Here is a 22,707-nt window from a genome sequence, read left to right as displayed (position 1 = left end):
CAGGCGGAATGCAGCAATTTGAGAATGCCGGGTCGGGCGCTATCGTTCTCTCGCTGGCCGACAAGATCATCGAAAATCGTGCCTATCTGAGCGAAATCGACGGCAAGATCGGCGATGGTGACCACGGCGTCAACATGGCCAAGGGGTTCGGCATGGCGGCCGAACGCATCAAGGGGGCGGATATGTCGCTGGCACAAGCCTTCGACACGCTCGGCACGGTCCTGATGACGGAGATCGGCGGTTCGATGGGGCCGCTCTATGGCGTGATGTTCACCCAATTCGCCGAAACCATTGAAAAGTCTGATGCGATCGACGCCGCGACCTTCAGCGCCATGCTGCACAATGGCCTCGACGGTATCAAGGCGATCGGCTCGGCCAAGGTCGGCGACAAGACACTGCTCGATACGCTCGTGCCAGCAATCGCGGCATTCGATACGGCGGTCGGCAGCGGCAAATCCTTTGGCGCTGCGCTTGCGGCCCTCGTTGCGGCCGCCGAAGCCGGACGCGACAGCACGCGGGATCTCGTCGCCAAGATCGGTCGCGCCAGCCGCCTTGGCGAACGGTCGCTCGGCGTGCTTGATGCGGGCGCAACCTCTTGCGCATTGATCCTGAAGTCGCTGGCCGATGGCGTAGAGACAAGGCTGCAGCCCGCCTGACAGACCGGGCTTTGGTGAGAGCCCGTGATCCTCCCTTGCATTACCATCCCGGCCGCTGCGGCGGCCGGGAACAATCAGGCGAGGGCACGTTGAAAACTGCAGCTTTTACGCTCATCTTCGCCATCGATTTGGATGAGGGAAACCAGGCAGGATGACCGCTAAGACATCATCGGCACGAAAGAATGGTACGGCTGATATCGCGGCCGAGCCCATTCCGTTGCGTTACGGGGACGATCCCTATGTATGGGCGTGCTGGCTCTACTACGAAGACGGCATGACCCAGGGCGATATCGCTGAAACGATGGGCATTTCGCGCGCGACGGTGAACAGCTACCTCGCCGATGCGCGTGCCCGCGGCATCGTCAACATTTCCATCGAACCCGCGCGGTTAAGCTCACTGACCATCGCCCAGGAGCTGAAGCGGCATTTCGGCCTGCACGACTGTCTTGTCGTGCCGAGCGACGACAACACCCGTCCATTGATCGAGCGGCTCGGCTCTGCAGGCGCCCAGGCCCTGCAGAAGATCCTCAAATCCGGCGACACGCTGGCGGTTGTCTGGGGGCGCACGATCATGGCGGTCGGCGAGCAAGCCTCCATTCCGGGGCTTCAGGATATGACCGTCGTGCAGGCGACGGGCGGAACGAGCGCGACTTTCGCCTATACGCCGGAACTCTGTGCCGCGGCTTTTGCCGATGCGGTCGATGCCAAGCTCATCAATATTGCAACACCTGCCATCGTCTCCAGCTCCGCGGTCCGCGATGTGTTCCTGCGCGAGCCGCTGATCGACGGGCAGTTCGAGGCGCTTTCACGGGCGAACAAGGTGATCTTCGGCATCGCCTCCATGCGGCCGAATTCCACCATCCATACAAGCGGTTTTTTCGATTCCGTATCGCTGCAGGACTATCTGGCCAAGGACGCGACCGGCGTGGTGGCGGGCCGTTTTATCGACGGTCACGGACGCCCTGTCGCGGGACCGCTGGACGACCGCACGGTCGGCATATCGCTCGATCTGTTGAAGAAGATCAACACGCGCATCGCCGTTGCAGGCGGTTTCGACAAGGTGCCGGCCATTCTTGCTGCGCTGCGCGGTGGCTATGTCAATGTGCTCATCACCGATGCCGCGACCGGCCGCGGCATTCTCAATGCCGATGGCGTGACGGAGGTCGATCAGAAGCTCTCGCAGCGCCCGAAGGTGGACAGCGAGATCACCACACCGCCGACTGGCTTCCGCACTCATATCAAGAAGTTCCTGAACAACCCCGACGATGTCGTGGAAGAAATGCTCGATGGCGTCGTCAAGGCGCATGCGCGCTACCTTCGCCCGGTCGACAGTTCCCACCGCGCGCTCGTTGCCCGTTCGGGTCCGCGAGCCGGCAAGGTCGGTCTGGTCGTCGGGGGTGGTACGGGGCATGAACCCGCCTTTCTCGGCTATGTCGGCAAGGGGCTCGCCGATGCGGTCGCGGTCGGCAATATCTTCTCCTCGCCTCCGCCGGGGCCGATCCTGCAATGCGCCAAGGCGGCATCGGGTGGAGCGGGGGTACTCTTCGTCTATGGCAATTACGCCGGCGACGTGATGAATTTCGAGATGGCCGCCGAGATGGCCGCGGAGGACAATATCGAGGTCCGCACGGTCGTAACGACCGACGATATCTCCTCCTCGCCCTTGGAGGACCGGGATGGTCGCCGCGGCGTTGCCGGCAATTTCTTCATCTTCAAGATCGCCGGTGCAGCCTGCGACCGCGGCCTGTCGCTCGATGCCTGCGAAGCCGTAACCCGTAAGGCCAATGCACGGACCTTCACCATGGGTGTCGCGCTTGAACCCAGTTCGCTGCCGCAGACGCGTCGCCATAATTTCGAGATCGGACCCGATGACATCGAGATCGGTATGGGTATCCATGGCGAGCCCGGCGTGATGCGCGAGAGGATGATGAGCGCCGATGCCGTCGTCGATGTCGTCATGGACAGGATTTTCTCGGAGATGAAAGCCGTGTCGGGAGATCGTGTCGCCGTGCTGGTCAATTCCTTCGGCGGCACGCCGCTGATGGAACTCTATATTCTCTTCAGGCGCGTGGAACAGCGGCTGAGCGCAAAGGGCATCAAGATCGAGGCGAATTGGGTGGGGCATTATTGCACATCGCTCGACATGGTCGGCGCGTCCATATCGGTCCTGCATCTCGATCGGGAACTGACGGATATGCTACATCATCCTTGCGATACGGCATTCCTCAGGGTCGTAGACTGAAAAAGAGAAGACAGCATCCCAGGGGCTGGGCTGCATGAATTGGGAGGATACGCATGTCAGCAAACGCGGCCCGCCGCCTCAGCAGGATGTTTCACCGGATCTCGGTCGCGATTTCGGCTGAGAAGGACCATCTCTCCGATCTGGATGGCGCGATCGGCGATGCCGACCATGGCATCACAATGGCACTCGGTTTCCAGGCGGTAAATGGCGAACTGGCAAAGCGCGATCTCGATGAGATTCTGCCGTCAGAGGTGTTTTCGGTTGCCGCCTCGGCCTTTCTCGATGCCGTCGGTGCGTCGACCGGACCACTTTATGCCACGGCCTTCCGTAAGGCGGCGCAGGCCCTGAAGCAGGACGAAGCGCTCTCGGCTGCCGGCCAGGCGGTGATCGTCGAGGCGATGACATCAGGTATCAGGGAACGTGGCAAGGGACAGCGCGGCGACAAGACGATGCTGGATGCCTGGATCCCGGCAACCGAAGCGGCAGCCGCCGCACGCGACCGGCAGGCGAGCGTTTCGGCCATGTGGGCCGAGATTGTCGACGCCGCTGATGCCGGCGCACGGTCGACACGCTCCATGGTCGCCACCCGCGGCCGCGCCGCCCGCCTTGGCGAACGATCGCTCGGCCATATCGACCCGGGTGCGGCGTCGGCGGTCCTCATCATAAAGGCGATGAGGGACACGTTCACAGAAAATGAGCCGGCGGAATGATCCGCCGACCCTAACGACTCGATTATTTGCCTGCTGCTTCGGCAGCCTTCTCGATGACGTCCGCGACCTTTTCCGGCTGCGAGGCGAAGACCGCATGGCTTGCCTTGATCTCGGTGACATCGCTTCCCGCCCGCTTTGCCATGTCTCGTTCGAGGTCGGGATTAATCGACCGGTCTTCCGTGGCGACAATCGTCCAGCTCTTCTTTGTCTTCCAGGCGGGGGCGCCGGCTTTCGCAGAGAAGGCCTCCTTGGACGCGAGGACCTGCGACTTTGCTAGGAACGCGGCCTCATCTTTCGGCAGGTCGGCGGCAAAGTCGTTCGCGAAGGCGGCAGGGTCGAGATAGAGGTATTTTCCGTCCTTCGTCTCGCGGATATTCATGCCGCCGGCCGGCTTCGAGCTTGCAAGGCTGATGAGGCTTTCACCCTTGTCCGGTTGGAAGGCCGCGACATAGACCAGGCCCGCGACATTCGCGCTGTTGCCCGCTTCGGTGATCACCATGCCGCCGTAGCTGTGGCCGACCAGTAGAGTCGGGCCATCCTGCAGGTCAAGAACCCGGTTGGTTGCGGCGACATCATCGGCAAGCGAGGTGATCGGCTCCTGGACGATGGTGACGTTGAAGCCACGGCGTTCGAGGATATCGCTTGCCTTGCGCCAACCGGAGCCATCGGCGAGCGCACCGTGTACGATGACAATGTTTTTCACCTCGGCCGCCTGGGCAGCAAAAGCGATGACACTGGTGGCAAAGGCAAGGGCGATGGTGGAAAAATACTTGTATTTCATGGTTATTGCTCCTGTTGTTCAAGTATAATATGAGAATGAGTGTCAGCCGAATGTGAAGGCGTAGGCCTGGACACCGGGATCGAAGAAGCGGATCTCGAAGTTGCGGGCTTCGATGTCGCCGGACTGGCGCACCAGTTGGTAGAGCTTCGTCGAAGTCACCGTGCCGTTTCCATCGGCATCGATATCGCTTCCGTGATCGGCACCAGGTGCCTTGCCGTCGATCGTCACCTGGAAGCGCACGGGCTTGCCGGCTGCATCGGGACCGAGGACGAGGTGCAGGTCGCGAGCACTGAAGCGATAGGCAATGCTGCCGCCCGCCTGATCGAGCGTGGCCTCTTCGGCGCCGACGGTCCATTTGCCCGAAAGACCCCACTGGTTGAGACCCGGCTGCTTGACCGAATAGTCTCTGGCGGCATCGGCGCGCATGCTCTCGTTGGAGGCAAAACTGGTGGCCTGCCGATAGCCGATATAGGTTTCGCCTGAGCCGATATGCTTCAGGTCCGGGCCTGCCTCGGCGCCCTTTGCATCCGGTGTCACCGGCGCGCTTTCGGCCATTTCACTGCCGGCTTCGCGCAGCAGAGCCTGGATCGCCTGTTCGGTCTGACGGTAGTTGCCTTCGCCGAAGTGATGTTCGCGGATCTGGCCCTTGGCGTCGATCAGGTAATGGGCCGGCCAGTAGCTGTTATCGAAGGCACGCCAGATCTTGTAGTCGTTATCGATTGCGACAGGATAGCCGATCTTGAAGTCGCCAACGGCCTTTTTGACATTATCGATCTTCTTCTCGAAGGCGAATTCCGGGGCATGCACGCCGATCACCACCAGGCCCTGGTCCTTGTACTTTTCGGCCCAGGCACGGACGTAAGGGATGGTGCGGATGCAGTTGATGCAGGAATAGGTCCAGAAATCGACGAGCACGACCTTGCCGCGGAGCTGTTCCATGGTCAGTGGCTGCGAATTCAGCCATTCGACGGCGCCATCGAGCGGCGGAGCAGAGCCTTCGACCGGAAGGTCGCTGTGGAAAGGTGTCTTGGCATCGGCAAGGCCGATCATCTTGTCATTGCTTGCAACCTCGGACGGCACGCCGTCGGTTCGCTTCACGTTAAGTTTGTCGAGCACGGCCTGTTCGAAGGACGCCGTGCTGGCATAGGAAAGCTGCGACAGCAGACCAGTGTCGAGACCGAGTGCGATGACGACGACACCTGCAAGCACGGCGGCTCCCAGCCCCTGGCGAATCCGCTCGCTGACGCCAAGCGACTTCTTCATGCCGGCAAAAATCTTTCCACCGACGGAAAGGGCCGTCGCGAGCGAAGTGGCGGCACCTGCAGCATAGGCAAGCAGCAGGAGGGTCGTCTGCAGATTGGCGCCCTGGAGGGCTGCCCCTGTCAGTACCAGACCCAGGATAGGCCCGGCGCAGGGCGCCCAGAGCAGACCGGTCGCGATGCCCAGAATGAGCGCGTTTGCCGCTGTCGGGGCAGAACCGGTCTTGCCGGACGCATTCAGCAGGCGGTTGCCGAAATCGACGACCGGCTGAGTGATGAAAGCAGCGATGCGCAGCGAAATCAGGCTGACGCCGAAGACGGCAAGCAGGGCCAGTGCGGCAAGGCGGCCATATTCATTGGCATTGATCGCCCAGCTTCCGCCGACGGCAGCAAGCGTCGCCACAAGCGCGAAGGTGGCGGCCATGCCGATCAGCATCGGCAGCGTGCTGCGTAGGAAAGGCTGTCCGGCGCGGGCAAAGACGAAGGGAAGGATGGGGAGGATGCATGGACTGAATATGGTCAGCGCCCCTCCGAGATAGGCAATGACAAGAAGGGTCATCATCGTTTCCTTTGAAACCGGGTTACGGGCTCTGGACGGCGATGCGGCTCGACCAGCAACGGGGCCAATCTGGTCGAGGCGATGTATCTCGGATGTGTCCGGTTCGGTGGCAATATGTACCGAAGTGTAGGAAGCGCGCGGATCACGGCTGCGCTATCTTCTCTCCATACCTGCCCCATATCGCCGGGATATTGCCGGCAGAGACGGTCGGCCCAGCACGGAGGATGTCAAGATGGTCAAAGCGGAAGCCATAAAGCTGAAGCGCGCTTATACGGCCAAGGCTGCTACGGATGGCGCCCGATTGCTGGTCGATCGCATCTGGCCGCGCGGCCTCAGCAAGGAGCGCGCTGCACTCGATGCCTGGCTGAAGGATGTGGCCCCAAGCACAGAGCTCCGCCACTGGTTCAATCATGAACCGGATCGCTGGGAGGAGTTCCGCAGGCGCTACACGGAGGAGCTTCAGGACAAGGAAGAGGAAGTGAAGCTCGTGGCCGATTTCGCGAAGAAAGGCCCCGTTACGCTGCTCTATGCCGCTCACGATGACGAGCACAACAATGCCGTCGTGCTTCGTGATTTCCTTATGCACCGCCAGTCCGAGTGAGGCGGCGGAGAATTGTATCAGAACGTATCCAACAGGCCGGATGCTACATCCGCATGCATTAGAACCGGATGCCCGAAATATCGGGGATACATGCCGGCTGTTTTTTTCTGTCATCAACTTGAAAACGGAGAGAGCCAATGTCCAATGAAATCAACCTTCAGCGCCGTCATTTCCTCGGTGTAGCTGCCATCACGATGGCAGCGGCCGAATTCGGCCTGACCAGCGCCGCCGGTGCCCAATCGATGCAGGCTGCCGCGCCGACTGTTAAGGCTGGGACACATACTTCGTTTCAGGCGCTGAAGCAGGTCAAGGCTGGCGTGCTCAACGTTGGCTACGCCGAAGCCGGTCCGGCAGACGGCCCGGTTGTGCTTCTGCTGCATGGTTGGCCCTACGACATCTACAGCTTCGTCGACGTCGCGCCTATCCTTGCCGATGCCGGATATCGCGTCATCATCCCCTATCTACGCGGCTATGGCACGACCGAGTTTCTCTCTGCAAAGACCCCTCGCAACGGCCAGCAGGCCGCCATCGCGACCGATATGATCGACTTCATGGACGCTCTTGACATCGAGCGCGCCGTTATCGGCGGCTACGATTGGGGCGGTCGCACTGCAGATATCATGGCAGCTGTCTGGCCGGAACGCTGCAAGGGCCTGGTCTCCGTCAGCGGCTATCTGATCGGTAGCCAGGAAGCCAACAGGAAGCCCCTTCCGCCGCAGGCCGAGTTGTCCTGGTGGTATCAGTTCTATTTCGCCACCGAGCGCGGCCGCGCCGGCTATGAAGCCAACCGGCACGATTTCGCCAAGCTGATCTGGAAGCTCGCCTCGCCGCAATGGAATTTCGACGACGCGACCTTCGACCGCTCGGCCAAGGCTTTTGAAAACCCCGACCACGTGGCCATTACTATCCACAACTACCGCTGGCGGCTTGACCTTGCCAAGGGCGAAAAGAAGTATGATGCGCTGGAAAAGAAGCTCGCCGCCTTCCCAGTCATCACCGTGCCGACCATCACTATGGAAGGCGATGCCAATGGCGCCCCGCATCCGGAGCCTTCGGCTTATGCCAAAAAGTTCACCGGAAAATACGAACACCGCACCATCACCGGCGGCATTGGGCACAACCTGCCGCAGGAGGCACCGCAGGCTTTCGCCCAGGCCATCCTGGATGTCGATCGCTTCTGAAACCGACTGTCGCTGCCGCGACCAGAATTCCTGTTTCGCGGCAGCCAATTCAGAGTCAAAAAGGGGAATAGCGAGTCTGTCCCCGGGAGCAGCGAGCCTGCTTTGCACCGACCGATAGAGGATCCGAAAGTCTAGAGATGGAGCATGTCGACCATATCCTGATCGTCGATGACGATCGTGAAATCCGAGAGCTGGTTTCGAGCTATCTGACGAAGAACGGTCTCCGCACGAGTGTTGCTGCCGATGGCCGCCAGATGCGCAGCTTTCTCGAGGCCAATACGGTCGACCTCATCGTGCTCGATGTCATGATGCCCGGCGATGACGGGCTTGTACTCTGCCGTGAGCTGCGCGCCGGAAAACACAAGGCGACACCGATCCTGATGCTGACGGCCCGCAGCGACGAGATGGACCGTATTATCGGGCTCGAAATGGGCGCCGACGACTATCTGCCGAAACCCTTTGCCGCCCGCGAACTTCTGGCGCGCATCAAGGCCGTCTTGCGCCGCGCCCGTGCCCTGCCGCCGAACCTGCAGATATCCGAGGCCGGGCAGTGGCTGCGCTTCGGCGACTGGCGCCTCGATACGGTCGGCAGGCACCTCCTCGACAGGCAAGGAACAGAGATTGCGCTGAGTGGTGCGGAATACCGCCTGCTGCGCGTGTTCATCGACCATCCGCAGCGGGTGCTCAACCGCGACCAGCTTCTGAACCTGACGCAGGGCCGTGATGCGGAACTCTTCGACCGCTCGATAGACCTTCTTGTCAGCCGCGTGCGCCAGCGGTTGGGGGATGATGCCCGCGAGCCGACCTATATCAAGACGGTGCGCAGCGAAGGTTACGTCTTTTCCGTTCCAGTGGAGATTGAAGAGGCCAGGTCATGAGTGTGGGAGCTGTTATTCGCTCCAGATTTTGGCCGAACACCCTCAGGGCTCGACTTTTCCTTATCCTCCTGTTGGGTCTGGCTATTGCCTATGGCCTGTCGTTCACCGTGCTCTTCGTCGAGCGGTCCATGTCCGCCAAGGCCATCATGCTTGGTACGCTGGAAAGTGACGTCGCGACCTCGATCGCTGTTCTCGACCGTCTGCCGGCAGACCAGCGAGCCGGCTTGCTCGACCGCTTGAGCCGTGGCAATTATCGCTTCGTACTCGGACCAGGTCTTCCCGGCGTGCCCGACAATTCCAGCAAGGGCAGGGAAATCGGCAGCAGGATCGAAGAAGCGATCGGCGGCACCTATCCGATCCGAATGGAATCCATTCCCGGCGATATCAGCCGGTTGCAGGCGCATTTGACGCTGAGCGACGGAAGCCCCCTGACGATCGACATCACGCCGCGACCTCCCATGCCGATTGCGGCATGGCTGCCCTATGTACTCGCCATACAGATGGTGCTGCTCGTGCTTTGCACATGGTTTGCCGTCCGTCAGGCGATCCGTCCGCTCGGCGCGCTAGCTGCCGCGGCCGATGCGCTCGATCCCAACAAGAAAGGGCCACCGCTCAGCGAGCACGGCCCGAGCGAGGTTGCGCATGCGGCGCGCGCCTTCAACGCCATGCGGGAACGAATTGCGCATTATCTCGAGGAGCGCGTGCAGATCCTGGCGGCTATTTCCCATGACCTGCAGACGCCGATCACCCGCATGCGCCTGCGCGCCGATATGGCCGACGATTCCCTCGAGAAGGACAAGCTGGTGCGTGATCTCGGCGAGATCGAGCGGCTGGTGCAGGACGGGATTGCCTATGCCCGCAGCGCCCATGGCAATGGCGAGAAGTTTTCGCGCATCGACCTCTCATCCTTCATCGACAGCATCGCCTATGATTATCAGGACATGGATAACGCCGTCGCCGTTATAGGCCTCGTGCAGGGTGTCGCATCGACAAAACCCCATGCGCTTCGACGCATTCTGACGAACTTCATCGACAATGCTCTGAAATTTGCCGGTGCCGCCGAAATCGGCGTCGAGCGGAAAGACGAGGGGGCTATCGCCATCACGGTGATGGATCGTGGCCCGGGCATTCCGGATGCCATGCTCGAAGCCGCCATGCAGCCGTTCTTCCGGCTGGAGCAGTCGCGCAACCGCGAGACCGGCGGCACCGGGCTCGGCCTTGCCATCGCTCAGCAGCTGGCCACAGCGATCGGCGGATCGGTGCGGCTCTATAATCGCGAAGGTGGCGGGCTGGCGGCCGAAATCATCATCCGCGCCAACTGAGCTTTTTCACTGATTTGTATATGAAAATGTCTGGATCGGCCGGTGCTACGCTTTGATACATTTCGGCCGATTTGAGAAACATACGGGATACGTCAGATCGTCAAAACCACTCCGTCACCAGATGTCGCGAGCAGCGACAGGAAACGAAGGAGTGCTCACATGACGACGATTGAAAAGGTTCTCTACACCGGTAAGACCCATACCACCGGCGGCCGCGACGGTTCGGCCCGCAGCAGCGATGCGCAGCTCGACATCAAGCTTTCGCCTCCGGGCAGCGCCCAGGCCGGCACCAATCCCGAACAGCTCTTCGCAGCCGGCTGGTCGGCCTGCTTCATCGGCGCGATGGGCCTGGCCGCCGGCAAGCGCAAGCTAAGGCTCCCCGCTGATACTGCTGTCGATGCCGAAGTCGATCTCGGTATGACCGGCGACGCCTATTTCCTGCAGGCGCGCCTGAACATCAGCCTGCCGGGTCTGGAACCGGAAGTGGCCCGCGCCCTCGTCGAGGAAGCTCATCAGACTTGCCCCTATTCGAAGGCGACGCGCGGCAATATCAATGTCGAGCTGAACCTCGTCTAAGGCATCAAGGATAAATCGGATGCAGACTTGTTGCGTCCCCGGAGGCTTCAATGAAAAGGATCGTCATCGGTATTCTGGCCGTAACCGTTTTTGCAGCACCTTGCATCTACGACGTGTTCTCTAACGAACCATCGCCTTTGCTTGGTTTGCTTGCCGCAGCCGCTGTTGCGCCCGGATCCTTATAATCATCGCGATTTCATGTCGCGAAAGGCAAACAGACAAGGCGCCCTCCGAAAGACGGGTGCCTTGTTACTTGAATGGCTGATTTCCAGGCACGCTCATCACGTGACCAGCTAATTCGCCCGTTTCGTTGGACGGACGGTGCGCTGTTCGATCCGGCCAGCGACGGAAAAAATCAGCACATCGACTTCGGCGTCGATTGTTGTTCCATCCAAAAGCCGGACGACGTCATCTATTCCCGACACCGGCTGACCGCCGATTGCGAGCAGGTAGTCACCTTCGCGAAGGCCGGCCCTTGCGGCGGGGCCGCCATCTTCGACACGGCGCAGGCGCACCGTCGTCCGCTGCGGAACGCCCGCTTCAAGCGCAATGCGCCGATGCAGATCGACCGTATCGGCCGCAATGCCGATATATCCGCGCCTGACTTCTCCGAAGCGCAGAATGTCCGATACCACGTGCTTGGCGGTATTCGATGCAACGGCAAAAGCAATGCTTTGCGCACCCTGGATGACGGCGGTGTTGACGCCGATTACCTCGCCCAGGGAAGAAACCAGCGGGCCACCCGAATTTCCGGGGTTAAGGGCAGCGTCGGTCTGGATGATATCCTCCATCAAGCGTCCGCTGGACGCTCGCATCGAACGCCCGAGCGCAGAAACGACGCCGGCCGTGACAGTCCATTCGAAGCCGAGCGGATTGCCGATGGCGATCGCGATGTGTCCGCGCTTCAGCTTTTTGGAATCCGCAAGCTGTGCCCAGGCTCCGGACCAATCATTGGCCCTGATAAGAGCGAGGTCGGTGTCTTCATCCCGGCCGAGGACCCTGCCTTCGACAACCGTACCCTCGGGCGTCTTGATGGTGACGGCTTTTGCATCGCCGACCACGTGGTTGTTGGTGACGACGAGACCATCAGGAGAGATGGCGAAGCCGGAACCGTGGCCGGCCCGTCCACCGACGCGTTCGATCCGGCTGACAGCCGGACCGACCGTGTCGACGGCGTTTGACACCGTTTCAGAATAGGCATCCAGCAGCCCGGCATCGGACGACGGCTGAATGTCACGATCAATGAATCCCATGAAATCTCCTCCGACGCGTGAAGCGTCGACGTTGAGGAACGGCAGCGACTGCTGATGGCAAAGGGCTGTCAGTTCGACAGGTGAACAATGGAGATATCAGGTGAGGCTTGCGGGCTTATCTTTCAAGAGACGCGCCGCAATGCTCCGCGAAAGGCGTTGGGGCTCAGCATGAGACCGCGTATGGTGCCGACAATCCCGGAACCGTTCCATCTGAGTAGACCAGTTTTCCGCGGCAGAAGGTTGCCCTCAGCCGTGGAAGACGACCGCGTTCAGCGATGACAAGATCGGAACGCAGGCCAACTTCGATCGCGCCACGATCTGTAAGCCCGAGCGCCGTCGCTGGGTTAGCGCTGACGAGCGCCACAGATGCCGGCAGCCCGCCCGATCCAGCTTCTGCAAGCGCGATGGCGGCCGGCAGTACGGTGGCGGGGTGGTAATCGCTCGCCAGAATGTCGAGGACGCCGTACTCGTAGGCCTCTCGGGCAGAGAGATTTCCCGAATAGGACAAGCCGCGAAGCGCGTTCGGCGCCCCCATTGCTGTTGCCAGTCCAAGTTTGCGGGCTTCCTGCGCCGCCGCCATCGTCACTGGAAATTCGCTGATGCGTGCACCCAGTCCCTCGACGATCGCAACCTTTTCGATGCTGTCATCGTCGTGGGAGGCGATGATGACGCCATGATCGCGCGCGGTGGCAGCGATTGCCTCCAGATTGTCGACTGCATCATTGTTTTGGGCTCGGTATTCGATGCGCTCTCGCACGCGACGGGCAGCCTGTTCAAGCGTGATTTTGTTGTTGCGGGCAATCGTCTCGATATGCCGCTCGACATCGCGATACTGGCCCTGTCCTGGCGTGTGGTCCATCAGCGACACGAGGTCGAGGGCGCCGGCCCGCAGCAGATCTTCGATCACGGCGCGGGCATGAGTGAAGGTGATTTCGAAGCGCGCATGGACCCTGTGGTCGACAAGAAGATCACTTTTTCGGAGCTGAATCAGGGTCTGGATAATCGAACGCGAATGTTCTTCCGATCGGACGTTGCCGTAGCCGGTATTACCGTGGAAAGAAAGCGCCGCAAAGGCGGTGGTGATGCCATTGCCGGCGAGTTTCTTGTCGAGTTCGAAGAGGCCGAGCTCCAAAGGAAAGCGCACATTCAGACGCGGCTCGATCTCGCGCTCGATCATGTCTCCATGCATGTCGATAAAACCGGGAAGCAGCAGCCTGCCGCTGCCATTGATGTCGGCAGAAGCCGCAGGGTCTTCCCTGATTTCCGCGATCAGGCCGCCTTCGATCCTGACTGCGCCGCGAGGTATAACCCTATCGCGCAGCACGATTTCGAAATCACTTAGCCACATTCTCCGCTCCATCCATCCTAGATCTGTCGGATCTGCCGATGCGACGACCTAGCCTGTTACGCTGCTGCGATGACGAAACATGTCAGCAAGATCATTGATCCGCAGGCGCCTCGTCGAAAACGACCGGTTACCGGCAAGCGCTTTCGTCTAATCGAGTGCCGCATAGGGTGCAGGAGATGCAGGGGCAGTTTCTACCGCTCTCTAGGAAATGTCAGATTAGTGACTGTCATGTCACCATCTGACATTTCCCACGTGATCAATAAAAAAACCTATGCAGATTATGCATCCTATGCAGGTCAGAGTGGACCATCCATGATCGCTAACGTGCGCTCCTTCTGCGGGCTGCTATTGCGGATGTCGGCTCAGTTTGACGTGGCTGCAAGTCGCGGCGGCTGTGACCGGCACGAACAGGCTTTTCGCACGTCTGCGCAATGGAACTCAGACCGCGTAAGGATTTGCAGCCGGAGTCGTGAACCAATGCGCGCCGTCTTCTGCCATATAGATGTGATCTTCGAGGCGAATGCCGAATCTGCTGGGGAAGACAATCATCGGCTCGTTCGAAAAGCACATGCCTGGGGCCAGCGGCGTTCCGTTGCCTCGGACGATATAGGGCGCCTCGTGGATTTCGAGGCCGAGACCATGACCGGCGCGATGCGGTAGGCCGGGCAGGCAGTAGTCCGGACCGAGGCCATGGTGTGCAAACTTGTTGCGGGCGGCCATATCAAGGCTTTCGCATGGCGCGCCGAGTTTTGCCGCATCGAAAACGACCTGCTGGCCTTCGCGCTCGATCGCCCAGGCGCGTTCGAATTCGCCATTGCCTTCGTTGAGCATATAGGTGCGCGTCAGATCCGAATGATAGCCGTCGAGGCGGCAGCCGGTGTCGACGAGAATGACATCGCCCGACTTCAGGATCTGTTCACCATCTGCACCATGCGGCAGCGCGGTTGCCTCACCGAAGGAGACGATGCAGAAGGTCGAGCCGCCGTCGGCGCCTGCCGCCCGATGCTGCTGATCGATGAAGCGAACCACCTCCGAAGCCGCGGTGCCGGGTGCGAGCGTATCGCGGACCTTGCGGTGAATATCCAGCGTGATGCCCATCGCATGCTGGATGAGCGCGATTTCCGCCGGCGATTTGATGGCACGCAGCGCGCGGATGAGAGGTCCGCCGTCGATGAGACGCGCAGCGCCTATCTGTTCGGTGAAGGCATGGTAGAAGGCAAGCGGCAGTGCGTCGTCGAGGGCGAGTTTGCCTGTTGGCCCGGCTAGCCGCGAGACGAGCGCCGCCGGGCTTTCCTCTTCTTCCCAGACGGCGATCTCACCCGGCAGATGCGGGAGCATTTCGACACGGCTGCGCTCGAAACCGGGCACGATATAAATCAGCTTATCGTCAGTCATGAGCGCGCCGAGCAGGCGTTCGCTCAGGTGCCAGACGAGGCCGGTGAAATAGCGTAAGCTCTCAGTCGGGCCGAGCAAGGTGGCAGCGATGCCTTGCGCCTGCATGCGTTCGCGCAGGCGCGACAGGCGGCTCTGCCTTTCTTCATCTGTGATGGCTGCGACGGGATGGGACCAGGCTTGGAGAGACACGCTATATATCCGTGATTTTTGCCGAAATTAGATGCTTGATTCCAGCATAGGGCAATTGTAGGCACTGTGTCGACAAACAATCTACAGGATTTGACCATGCTCGTCAGCGAATACACGATCCCCGGCGTCCATGTCCGCGACCATCTCGTCGACGTGCCGCTCGACTGGAAAAAGCCGGATGGCGTATCGATCAAGGTCTTTGCGCGCGAGGTCTGCGATCCCACGCGTAAACAGGAAAAACTGCCCGTCCTGCTGTTCCTGCAGGGTGGTCCTGGCGGCAAATCACCGCGTCCGGTCGGCGGCGGCCCCTCGTGGCTTGGCGAAGCGCTGAAGAATTACCGCGTCGTGCTGCTCGATCAGCGCGGCACCGGACGAAGCACCCGCATCGAGAGCGCCACGATGGCCGCCTTTGCGGATGGGAAGGCAGGGGCCGATTATCTCAGCCGTTTCCGTGCAGACAACATTATTGCCGATTGCGAGCATATCCGGAAGAGCGTGTTTGGCGGGGTACGCTGGGAGACGCTTGGCCAGAGTTATGGCGGCTTTCTGACGTTGACCTATCTGTCGCAGGCCCCGGAGGGACTGGCCGCCTGTTATGTCACCGGCGGACTGGCCGGGCTTTCCGCAACAGCCGATGACGTCTATCGCCGCACCTATCCGCGCGTCGCGGCCAAGAACCGGGAATATTATCGGCGGTATCCGGCTGATCGCGATCGCATCGCCCGTATCGCCGAGCGCATTGCCGCCGATGATGTCAGGCTTCCGGATGGTGATCGCCTGACGGTGCGCCGGCTGCAGACGATCGGCATCGATTTCGGCATGGCGCCGGGTTACGAGAATGTGCACTGGCTGGTGGACGAGGCCTTCTCCGATCAGGAGGAGACACGCTTTTCAGATGCCTTCCTGGCCTCGGTCATGTCGCTGACCTCTTATGACGGAAATCCAATGTTCGCGGTGCTGCAGGAAAGCATTTACGGGCAGGGTAAGACTGCAACGGGTTGGGCCGCGGAGCGCATCCGATCGGAATTTGTCGAATTCGGTGAAGAGAGCCGGCCGCTCTATCTGACCGGCGAGATGATGTATCCGTGGATGTTTGAGGAAATCCGCTCGTTGCGGCCGTTCCGCGATGCCATGGAGGCGCTGGCGCGTTGCGACGGGTTCGAGCCGCTCTACGATACTGCGCGGCTGTCATCGAGCGAGATCCCGGTCGCTGCGGCGGTCTATTTCGACGATATGTATGTCGATGCCGAGCTGTCGCTCGCAACCGCCCGTGACGTCGGCAATGTCAGGACCTGGGTCACGAATGAATTCGAACATGACGGCGTGCGCCAGTCGCCAGCCGTCTTCACACGTCTCAGGCAGATGGTGCGTGATCGCGGCGGTCCCCTCGGATAATCCGAGGGGCCTTCATCTCGGGTGTGCTCGCGGGCCTGCCAGACGTCAGGCCGAAAGCGACCTGCCGCCGATGGGATCGAAGAGGTGCATACGGTTCATGTTGAAGGAGAGCGGCATTTTCGTGCGCGGACGCGGATCGCTCTCCGGATCGACATTAGCGCATATGCCGACCGAACCGATGTCGAAATAGATCATTGTTTCCGGCCCCAGCGGCTCCACCAGATCGATATCAGCCTCGATGGTTTCAAAGCCGGGTTTCTGCGCCAGGCTTGATATCGATTCAGGCCGGATTCCGAAGATGACCGGCTTGCCGGCATGCGCCAGGTATTCCTGAGCCCGCGTCACTGGAACCGCAAGCCGGCTGCCGTCTTCCAGGATGACGACCAGTCCATTGCCGTCGGCCTCGAGCGATGCGTTGAGGAAGTTCATCGACGGCGAGCCGATGAAACCGGCCACGAACTGACTGACAGGATTATGGTAGAGTTCCTGCGGCGGACCGGCCTGCTCGATAATGCCGCCATTCATGACGACGACGCGATCGGCCATGGTCATCGCCTCGACCTGATCGTGGGTGACATAGACGGTCGTGGTCGGCAACAATTGGTGCAGGCGCTTGATCTCGGTACGCATCTGCACCCGCAGCTTGGCATCGAGGTTGGAAAGCGGTTCGTCGAACAGGAAGACCTTGGGATTGCGTACGATGGCGCGGCCCATCGCGACGCGTTGGCGCTGCCCGCCCGACAGTTGGCCGGGGCGCCGAGACAGGAGTTCGGTAATATGCAGCGTCTCAGCGGCACGGCTGATGCGCTCGTCGATCTCCGTTTTCGGCAGCTTCTGCTGTTCGAGGCAGAAGGAGATGTTTTCCCTGACACTCATGTGCGGATAGAGCGCGTAGTTCTGGAACACCATAGCAATGTCGCGCTTGCCGGGGCCAAGCCGGTTGACGACCTGATCGCCGATGACGATATCACCGCCGGTGATATGCTCCAGTCCAGCGATCATGCGCAGCGTCGTCGATTTGCCGCAGCCGGACGGGCCGACGAAGACGACGAATTCGTTGTCCTCGATATTGAGGTTGATGCCGCGCACGGCTTCGTAGATGCCGTAGGATTTGACCACGTTGCGCAGTTCAAGGCGTGCCATTGCGATCTCCCTACTTCTCGTGCAGCCAGACGGCCATCGCGCCCGGCTCTCTGTTTGCCCAAAGATGATAGGGGATTGCCCTGAAACGTCTCGGCTTCAGCGCCGGCGGCTCTGTGCGATAGAGTGTTTCCCGCCAGTCGGATGCATCGGCTTCCAGCGCATCGCCTTCAAGAACCGTGGCCCCGCCGAGAAGCGTGTCGTCGAAGATTGCGACAATCTCGCCCTGCGAGGGCAGCCTCAGCCGTTGCGGCTCCGTGCCGAGATCGGCTTCCTCGACGCAGAAGATCACCGGGCCGCGCCGTAGCGCAAAACGGCCATTGTCTTCGGTTGCGGCCGGATGGGCATAAAGCCGGTCGACAGGCATATCGAAGGAGAGGCGAACCTCGTCGCCATCCTTCCATTCGCGTTCGATTGCCGCATAGCCCTTGCTGATATCGAGCTTGATCGCCCCGCCATTGACGAAGGCCTCGGCATCGCGGCACCAGCCGGGAATGCGCAGGCGCAGCGTGAAACGCTTCGGCTGTTCGAGGCCGAGCGAGATCCTGACGTCGCCATTCCACGGATATTCCGTCTTCTGCGTCAGGCGCAGGAAAGTATTGCCGACCGAGAGTTCGGCGGCGTTTTCGCCGTAGAGATGGATTGCCACCTCATCAGCTTTGGTCGAGTAGAAGTACTGGCCGAGCGAGGTGATGAAGCGGGCGATATTGGTCGGGCAGCATGGGCAGTAGTGCCACTTCCAGCGGCGGTTCTGGCCGTGGCTTTCGAGCACGTTCTCATAGAAATAATGCTCGCCGTCGCGCGAAATGCCTGACAGTGCGCCGTTGTAGAGCACGGTTTCGAGCTTGTCGGTAAATTTGCTGTCGAGCTCGACCTGCGCCATGCGATGGCTGAAGAAACCGAGCGCAACGGCAGCGCAGGTTTCGGCATAGGCCGTTTCGTTCGGCAGATCGTATTCGCGGGTAAAGCCCTCGTTCGAAGCCGAGGGGCCGAGGCCGCCGGTGACATAGAGCTGACGTCCCACCAGATTGTCGAACAGCCGGTCGCAGGCGCTTTTCAGGCTCTCGTCGTCGTTTTCGAAGGCAAGGTCGGCCATGGCGGAGAACAGGTACATGGCGCGCACGGCGTGGCCGACGACCTGCGTCTGCTCGCGCACCGGCATATGGGCCTGGCTGTAGGCATAGGTCTGAAAGACGTAGCTGGCCGGGTCTTCGCCGCGCTTGCGCGCCTCTTCGTCGTAATAGGAGGGCATCTGACCGCGCTCGTCGACGAAATAGGTGGCAAGCTTTAGATGCCGGGGATCCCTCGTCACGCGGTAGAGCTTGACCAGCGCCAGCTCGATTTCCTCATGCGCATCATAGCCGCGCAGCTTGCCCGGCTCGCGGCCGAAGGTGTCGATGATGTGATCGACGGCGCGGATCATCACGTCAAGGAAGCGACGCTTGCCTGTCGCCTCGAAATAGGCGACGGCGCCTTCCAGCAGATGTCCCATCGAATACATTTCATGCAGGTCGCGCAGGTTGGTCCAGCGCTTTTCCGGCTCGCGGCGGATGAACCAGCTGTTGAGGTAACCGTCGGCCATCTGGCCGTATTCGAGCTTTTCGACGATCGCGTCGATCTTCGCCTCGATGTCAGGGTTCGGACTGTTCTTCAGCGTGTAGCTCGCTGCCTCGATCCATTTGCCGAAATCGGAATCGAAGAAATGCTGCATCGACAGGCCACTCGGCTGGATGGGCCGCGCCAGCGGGCCGGCCGGCTTGTCGAAGTCGAGCACTTCGAGGAAGCCTTCCTCATCGAGCCGCATATGCTGGGTTGGAATGGTCACGTCGCGGACAGTCTCCGTCCAGCTCTTCCAGAAGCCGCCATTGAAGGCGACGCGGGTGTGGTCGGCCGGCACGTATCGGTCGATCGGGGATCGTGACGGGGATTTCTGGGCGATGGGCATGGGAACTCCTTGAGCGGGCGGGCCGCTTTTCATTTCACGGCGCCGGCCGTCAGGCCGCGCACGTAGTAGCGTTGAAGAAGAAGGAAGAGGATGATGCAGGGGATCATGGTGACCGCGATACCCGCCTGCAGCGCACCCCAGTCGATGATGCCGTAGAGGCCCGAAGACACGTTCACCAGCATGATCGGCAGCGTGAACTTGTTCTGGTCCGACAGGAAGATGAGCGCCGCCAGGAACTCGTTCCACGAATTGAGGAAGGCAAACATCGCCACCGTCGCGACACCGGGCAGCGCAATCGGCAGCATGATGCGGCGCAGGATTGTCGCCTGCGAGGCGCCGTCGATGCGGGCCGCTTCGATCAGCGCCTTTGGTACGGCATCGAAGGCATTGCGCATCATGAAGACGGAGAACGGCAGCTGGAAGGTGACATAGATCAGCACCAGGCCGAACAGGTTGTTCTGCAGGCCGAGCAGCTTCAGGATCAGGAACAGCGGCGTCAGGATCGACTGGAACGGGATCATCATCGTTGCCATGATCAGCACGAAGAGGATCGACTGACCGGGAAACCTGAATTTGGAGAAGCCATAGCCGGCCGGCACTGAGACGACGACCGTCAGCACGACCGTGCCGATGGCGATCATCACCGAATTGGCGGCGTAGACATACCAGCCGGCGCCGACATTCTCGAGCCGCCGGTAATTCTCCAGCGAGAAGGTCTTGGAAAACAGCGCAGCCGGATTGGCGAGCGCCTCGGCTGCCGGCTTGAAGGAATTCGCTAGCGACCAGACGATCGGCATGATGAAGAAGATCGCGAGCAGGATCGATACGAGCAGGAAGAGCAGGTAGCCGGCCTGGCCGTCACGCGGATTATTATTTGTATTGGATTGGGTCGAGGTCATTAGCCTTCCTCCGGGCGCTCGCGCAACAGCACGAATTGAATGGCGCTGATGGCGACCAGCACGATCAGCAGCGCAAAGGAGAGCGCCGAACCGTAGCCAAGCCGATAGGACGAGAAGGACGCCAGGTAGATCGAAAATACCGCAGAGATCGTGCTGTTTTCCGGCCCACCCTGGGTGATGATGAAGAACTGGTCGAAGGCAAGCATGGAGGAGGTGACGTTGAGCACCAGCGCCAGCACCAGCGAATTGCGCATCAGCGGCAGGGTAATGCGGCGAAAGCGGTTAAAGACGCTGGCGCCATCGATCTTAGCGGCCTCGATGACATCGTTGGAAATGCCCTGCAGGCCGGTCAGCAGGATGACCATGGTGAAGCCGGCGGTCTTCCAGACGACCATCAGGACGACCACGGCCATCGCCGGCCAGAAGCTTTCGAGTGGTCGCGGTGCCGAGCTGATCAGCCCAATACCGCGCAGAACCTGCGCGAAGACGCCGCTGTCAGGATTGAGCAACCACATCCAAAGGGTGGAAGCTGCCCCGAAGCCGATGACGACAGGCATGAAGAAAATCGTGCGAAAGAAGCCGGCCGAGCGCAGCGGGCGATCGACGAGCAGTGCCAGCGGAAAGGCCACCACGAAAATCGCCGCCGTTACGAGCGCGGTGTAGAGCATCGTGAAGCCCAGCGAATGCCAGAGTTGCATGTCGCCCAGGAGCTCGCTGTAATTGGCGAGGCCGATGAATTTCTTCCGCCCGAGCAGCGGCCAGTTGTAGAAGCTCATCCATATCGTCATGGCGAGCGGAATAAGAAACAGCACCAGGATGAAGAGGAAGCCGGGCAGGATGAAGGCCAGCCCCAGCCAGCCCTTCGGCTCCGGCTCCCCGGAGATCGGCTGTTTGATACCAGTTGTCGGTGTGTCGACCACTATTTTTCCTCGAAGATTTCAAACCCGCATGTCGGCAATCCGGGAGGAAGCGGGGCGGATGGCCGCCCCGCTTCGGTACAATTACGGATTGGTGCGGTCGAGGATCTTGGTGAAGTCGCTCTGCGCCTTCTTGATCGAACCATCGACGTCGTCGCCGAAGATCGTGCCCTGGATCAGGTTGAGGAACGGGCCGGTGCGGCTCACGAACAGCTCATCCGAGGAGAACGTGTAGGGCGTACGTGCCTTGGCCAGGATGTCGTAGGCGATGAGATTGCGCTGATCGAACTTGGCATAGGCTTCCTTGGCCAGGTCCGTGCGCGACGGCATGCCGGATTCCTGGGTAATGTAGACCTGCTGCTCGGGTTCCATGTAGAATTTGACGAAGTCGAGCGCGACCTTCTTCTTCCCCTCGCTGATGCCCTTGATGAGCGCCACCGTATCGCCGCCGGCAAAGCTCGATGCGCCGCCCTTCGGGCCTGGGATCGGGGCGACCGCGAACTTGACGTCGGGATATTTGCTGGTCAGCAGGTTGACGATGTAGGAGCCGGTCATGAGGATGCCGACCTTGCCGGAGGCGAAGGCTTCGACGGCGTTGTTACCATTGCCCGAACGCGAGGTCGGATGGATGGCGCCTTCCTTCCACATGTCGCGATAGGCGGCGATGGTGTCGCGCATCGCCGGCGTGTCGACCGTGGCGGTGCGGCCGTCATCGGAGAGCACGTCGGCATTGGCGGCCCAGAGATGCGGCAGGAAGTCGTAGATCAGCCAGCTGCCGGAATTGGCGACGAAGTAGAAGCCGTAGGTTTCCTTGTCGAGCGCATGGATCTTCTTTGCGTCGGTAGCGATCTCTTCGAGCGAGGCTGGCGCCTTCTCCGGATCGAGGCCGGCCTTCTTGAAGAGGTCGGTATTGTAGGCGATGATCGAGGCATCGGGCAGCGCCGGTACGCCGTAGACCTTGCCGTCATAAGTGGCGAGGCGGATATGCGACGGGCTCAGCGCCGCCGAATACGGCAGGCTCTTGACGAAATCGCTGATGTCTTCAAGGCTGTCATTGGCCGCGAAAGTCGGCAGGTAGATCAGGTCGAGGACCGCGCCATCAGGTGCTGCGCCACCGGCAATCGCGGCACCGAGCTTCGGAACCATCTGCTCGGCGGTGATCTGGGTGACGTTAACCTTGTCGGAATGCGAGGCGTTGTATTTTTCAGCCAGGCCCTGAAGCACGGCGCCCGAAGACGTCCGCACCCATAGCGTGATTTCTTCGGCGCTGGCGAGAGAAGAGCTCGCCAGCAGCGCAACGGCGGCAATGGTGGTTTTCAAATGTAACATGCGGGTTCCCCTTCTCTTATGCGAGGCTCCTCTGCCTCGAGACAAAGACGACGTTAAAGGAGAAAATTTTTTATGTCGACAGGCTGTATGCATGAAAAGGCCATGTTTTTGTTAAAACCTTTTAGCAACTAA

At 60.6% G+C, this 22,707-nt stretch carries 20 protein-coding genes; 10 read left to right on the top strand and 10 right to left on the bottom strand.

What is annotated here, in order from left to right; genetic code table 11:
• Positions 1-8 precede the first annotated feature (8 nt).
• The 3 genes from dhaL (FHT82_RS17030) to dhaL (FHT82_RS17020) all read left to right on the top strand — a co-directional run bounded on the left by dhaL (FHT82_RS17030) (position 9) and on the right by dhaL (FHT82_RS17020) (position 3,608).
• Complete coding sequence (dhaL, locus tag FHT82_RS17030; RefSeq protein ID WP_183733145.1) at positions 9-656, top strand: dihydroxyacetone kinase subunit DhaL; 648 nt, start codon at positions 9-11, stop codon at positions 654-656.
• Between the two features lie 151 nt (positions 657-807).
• A complete protein-coding gene (locus FHT82_RS17025; protein WP_183733142.1) occupies positions 808-2,898 on the top strand; it encodes a bifunctional sugar-binding transcriptional regulator/dihydroxyacetone kinase subunit DhaK in 2,091 nt (696 codons plus the stop codon).
• A 53-nt stretch (positions 2,899-2,951) separates the two neighbouring features.
• Positions 2,952-3,608: a dihydroxyacetone kinase subunit DhaL gene (gene dhaL, locus FHT82_RS17020; RefSeq protein ID WP_183733139.1), complete on the top strand. Its 657-nt coding sequence runs from the start codon at positions 2,952-2,954 to the stop codon at positions 3,606-3,608.
• A 22-nt stretch (positions 3,609-3,630) separates the two neighbouring features.
• On the opposite strand, the gene FHT82_RS17015 is transcribed toward dhaL (FHT82_RS17020), so the two are convergent.
• Both FHT82_RS17015 and FHT82_RS17010 read right to left on the bottom strand, forming a co-directional pair.
• Complete coding sequence (locus tag FHT82_RS17015) at positions 3,631-4,389, bottom strand: alpha/beta hydrolase (RefSeq protein ID WP_183733136.1); 759 nt, start codon at positions 4,387-4,389, stop codon at positions 3,631-3,633.
• A 42-nt stretch (positions 4,390-4,431) separates the two neighbouring features.
• Positions 4,432-6,207, bottom strand: coding sequence for a cytochrome c biogenesis protein DipZ (locus FHT82_RS17010; protein ID WP_183734175.1), 1,776 nt, complete (start codon positions 6,205-6,207; stop codon positions 4,432-4,434).
• Between the two features lie 232 nt (positions 6,208-6,439).
• Here FHT82_RS17010 and FHT82_RS17005 point away from each other — a divergent pair, with 232 nt between their 5' ends.
• From FHT82_RS17005 to FHT82_RS30565, 6 genes are all read left to right on the top strand, one after another.
• Positions 6,440-6,808, top strand: a complete 369-nt coding sequence (locus FHT82_RS17005) for a DUF488 family protein (RefSeq protein WP_183733134.1) — start codon at positions 6,440-6,442, stop codon at positions 6,806-6,808.
• A 137-nt stretch (positions 6,809-6,945) separates the two neighbouring features.
• Entirely contained in the window at positions 6,946-7,989 is a 1,044-nt protein-coding gene (locus FHT82_RS17000) for an alpha/beta hydrolase (RefSeq protein WP_183733131.1), read from the top strand.
• Between the two features lie 137 nt (positions 7,990-8,126).
• Complete coding sequence (locus tag FHT82_RS16995; RefSeq protein WP_183733128.1) at positions 8,127-8,867, top strand: response regulator; 741 nt, start codon at positions 8,127-8,129, stop codon at positions 8,865-8,867.
• Complete coding sequence (locus FHT82_RS16990; protein ID WP_183733125.1) at positions 8,864-10,189, top strand: ATP-binding protein; 1,326 nt, start codon at positions 8,864-8,866, stop codon at positions 10,187-10,189. The genes FHT82_RS16995 and FHT82_RS16990 overlap by 4 nt, the downstream gene beginning before the upstream one ends.
• 159 nt (positions 10,190-10,348) lie before the next feature.
• A complete protein-coding gene (locus FHT82_RS16985) occupies positions 10,349-10,765 on the top strand; it encodes an organic hydroperoxide resistance protein (RefSeq protein ID WP_183733122.1) in 417 nt (138 codons plus the stop codon).
• A 50-nt stretch (positions 10,766-10,815) separates the two neighbouring features.
• The gene (locus FHT82_RS30565) at positions 10,816-10,950 is read left to right on the top strand and encodes a hypothetical protein (RefSeq protein WP_281412293.1); all 135 of its coding nucleotides are present in this window, start codon (positions 10,816-10,818) and stop codon (positions 10,948-10,950) included.
• A 108-nt stretch (positions 10,951-11,058) separates the two neighbouring features.
• Here FHT82_RS30565 and FHT82_RS16980 read toward each other — a convergent pair whose 3' ends face one another.
• The 3 genes from FHT82_RS16980 to FHT82_RS16970 all read right to left on the bottom strand — a co-directional run bounded on the left by FHT82_RS16980 (position 11,059) and on the right by FHT82_RS16970 (position 14,950).
• Entirely contained in the window at positions 11,059-12,018 is a 960-nt protein-coding gene (locus tag FHT82_RS16980) for a trypsin-like peptidase domain-containing protein (protein ID WP_183733119.1), read from the bottom strand.
• Between the two features lie 163 nt (positions 12,019-12,181).
• Positions 12,182-13,366 (bottom strand): alpha-D-ribose 1-methylphosphonate 5-triphosphate diphosphatase, encoded by a 1,185-nt coding sequence (locus tag FHT82_RS16975; RefSeq protein ID WP_183733116.1) that lies wholly within the window; start codon positions 13,364-13,366, stop codon positions 12,182-12,184.
• Between the two features lie 438 nt (positions 13,367-13,804).
• Positions 13,805-14,950 (bottom strand): Xaa-Pro peptidase family protein, encoded by a 1,146-nt coding sequence (locus tag FHT82_RS16970; protein ID WP_183733113.1) that lies wholly within the window; start codon positions 14,948-14,950, stop codon positions 13,805-13,807.
• 96 nt (positions 14,951-15,046) lie between these two features.
• Between FHT82_RS16970 and FHT82_RS16965 the strand changes: the two genes are divergently transcribed.
• Positions 15,047-16,345 (top strand): alpha/beta fold hydrolase, encoded by a 1,299-nt coding sequence (locus FHT82_RS16965; protein ID WP_183733110.1) that lies wholly within the window; start codon positions 15,047-15,049, stop codon positions 16,343-16,345.
• 45 nt (positions 16,346-16,390) lie between these two features.
• Here FHT82_RS16965 and ugpC read toward each other — a convergent pair whose 3' ends face one another.
• From ugpC to FHT82_RS16940, 5 genes are all read right to left on the bottom strand, one after another.
• Complete coding sequence (gene ugpC / locus FHT82_RS16960; RefSeq protein WP_183733107.1) at positions 16,391-17,488, bottom strand: sn-glycerol-3-phosphate ABC transporter ATP-binding protein UgpC; 1,098 nt, start codon at positions 17,486-17,488, stop codon at positions 16,391-16,393.
• 10 nt (positions 17,489-17,498) lie between these two features.
• Positions 17,499-19,430 carry a beta-L-arabinofuranosidase domain-containing protein gene (locus FHT82_RS16955; protein ID WP_183733104.1) on the bottom strand — a complete coding sequence of 644 codons (1,932 nt, stop codon included), beginning with the start codon at positions 19,428-19,430 and terminating at the stop codon, positions 17,499-17,501.
• Between the two features lie 29 nt (positions 19,431-19,459).
• Positions 19,460-20,329, bottom strand: a complete 870-nt coding sequence (locus FHT82_RS16950; RefSeq protein WP_183733101.1) for a carbohydrate ABC transporter permease — start codon at positions 20,327-20,329, stop codon at positions 19,460-19,462.
• Positions 20,329-21,249, bottom strand: a complete 921-nt coding sequence (locus tag FHT82_RS16945) for a sugar ABC transporter permease (RefSeq protein ID WP_183733098.1) — start codon at positions 21,247-21,249, stop codon at positions 20,329-20,331. Before FHT82_RS16945 ends, FHT82_RS16950 begins: the two co-directional genes overlap by 1 nt.
• A gap of 81 nt (positions 21,250-21,330) precedes the next feature.
• On the bottom strand, positions 21,331-22,575 hold the full coding sequence (locus FHT82_RS16940) for a sugar ABC transporter substrate-binding protein (protein WP_183733094.1): 1,245 nt from the start codon (positions 22,573-22,575) through the stop codon (positions 21,331-21,333).
• Between the last annotated feature and the right edge of the window lie 132 nt (positions 22,576-22,707).

This window comes from Rhizobium sp. BK275 (assembly GCF_014193555.1).
GTDB lineage: Bacteria > Pseudomonadota > Alphaproteobacteria > Rhizobiales > Rhizobiaceae > Rhizobium.
Note: the sequence above shows the minus strand (reverse complement) of the source record. Positions and strands in the feature narration are given on the sequence as shown.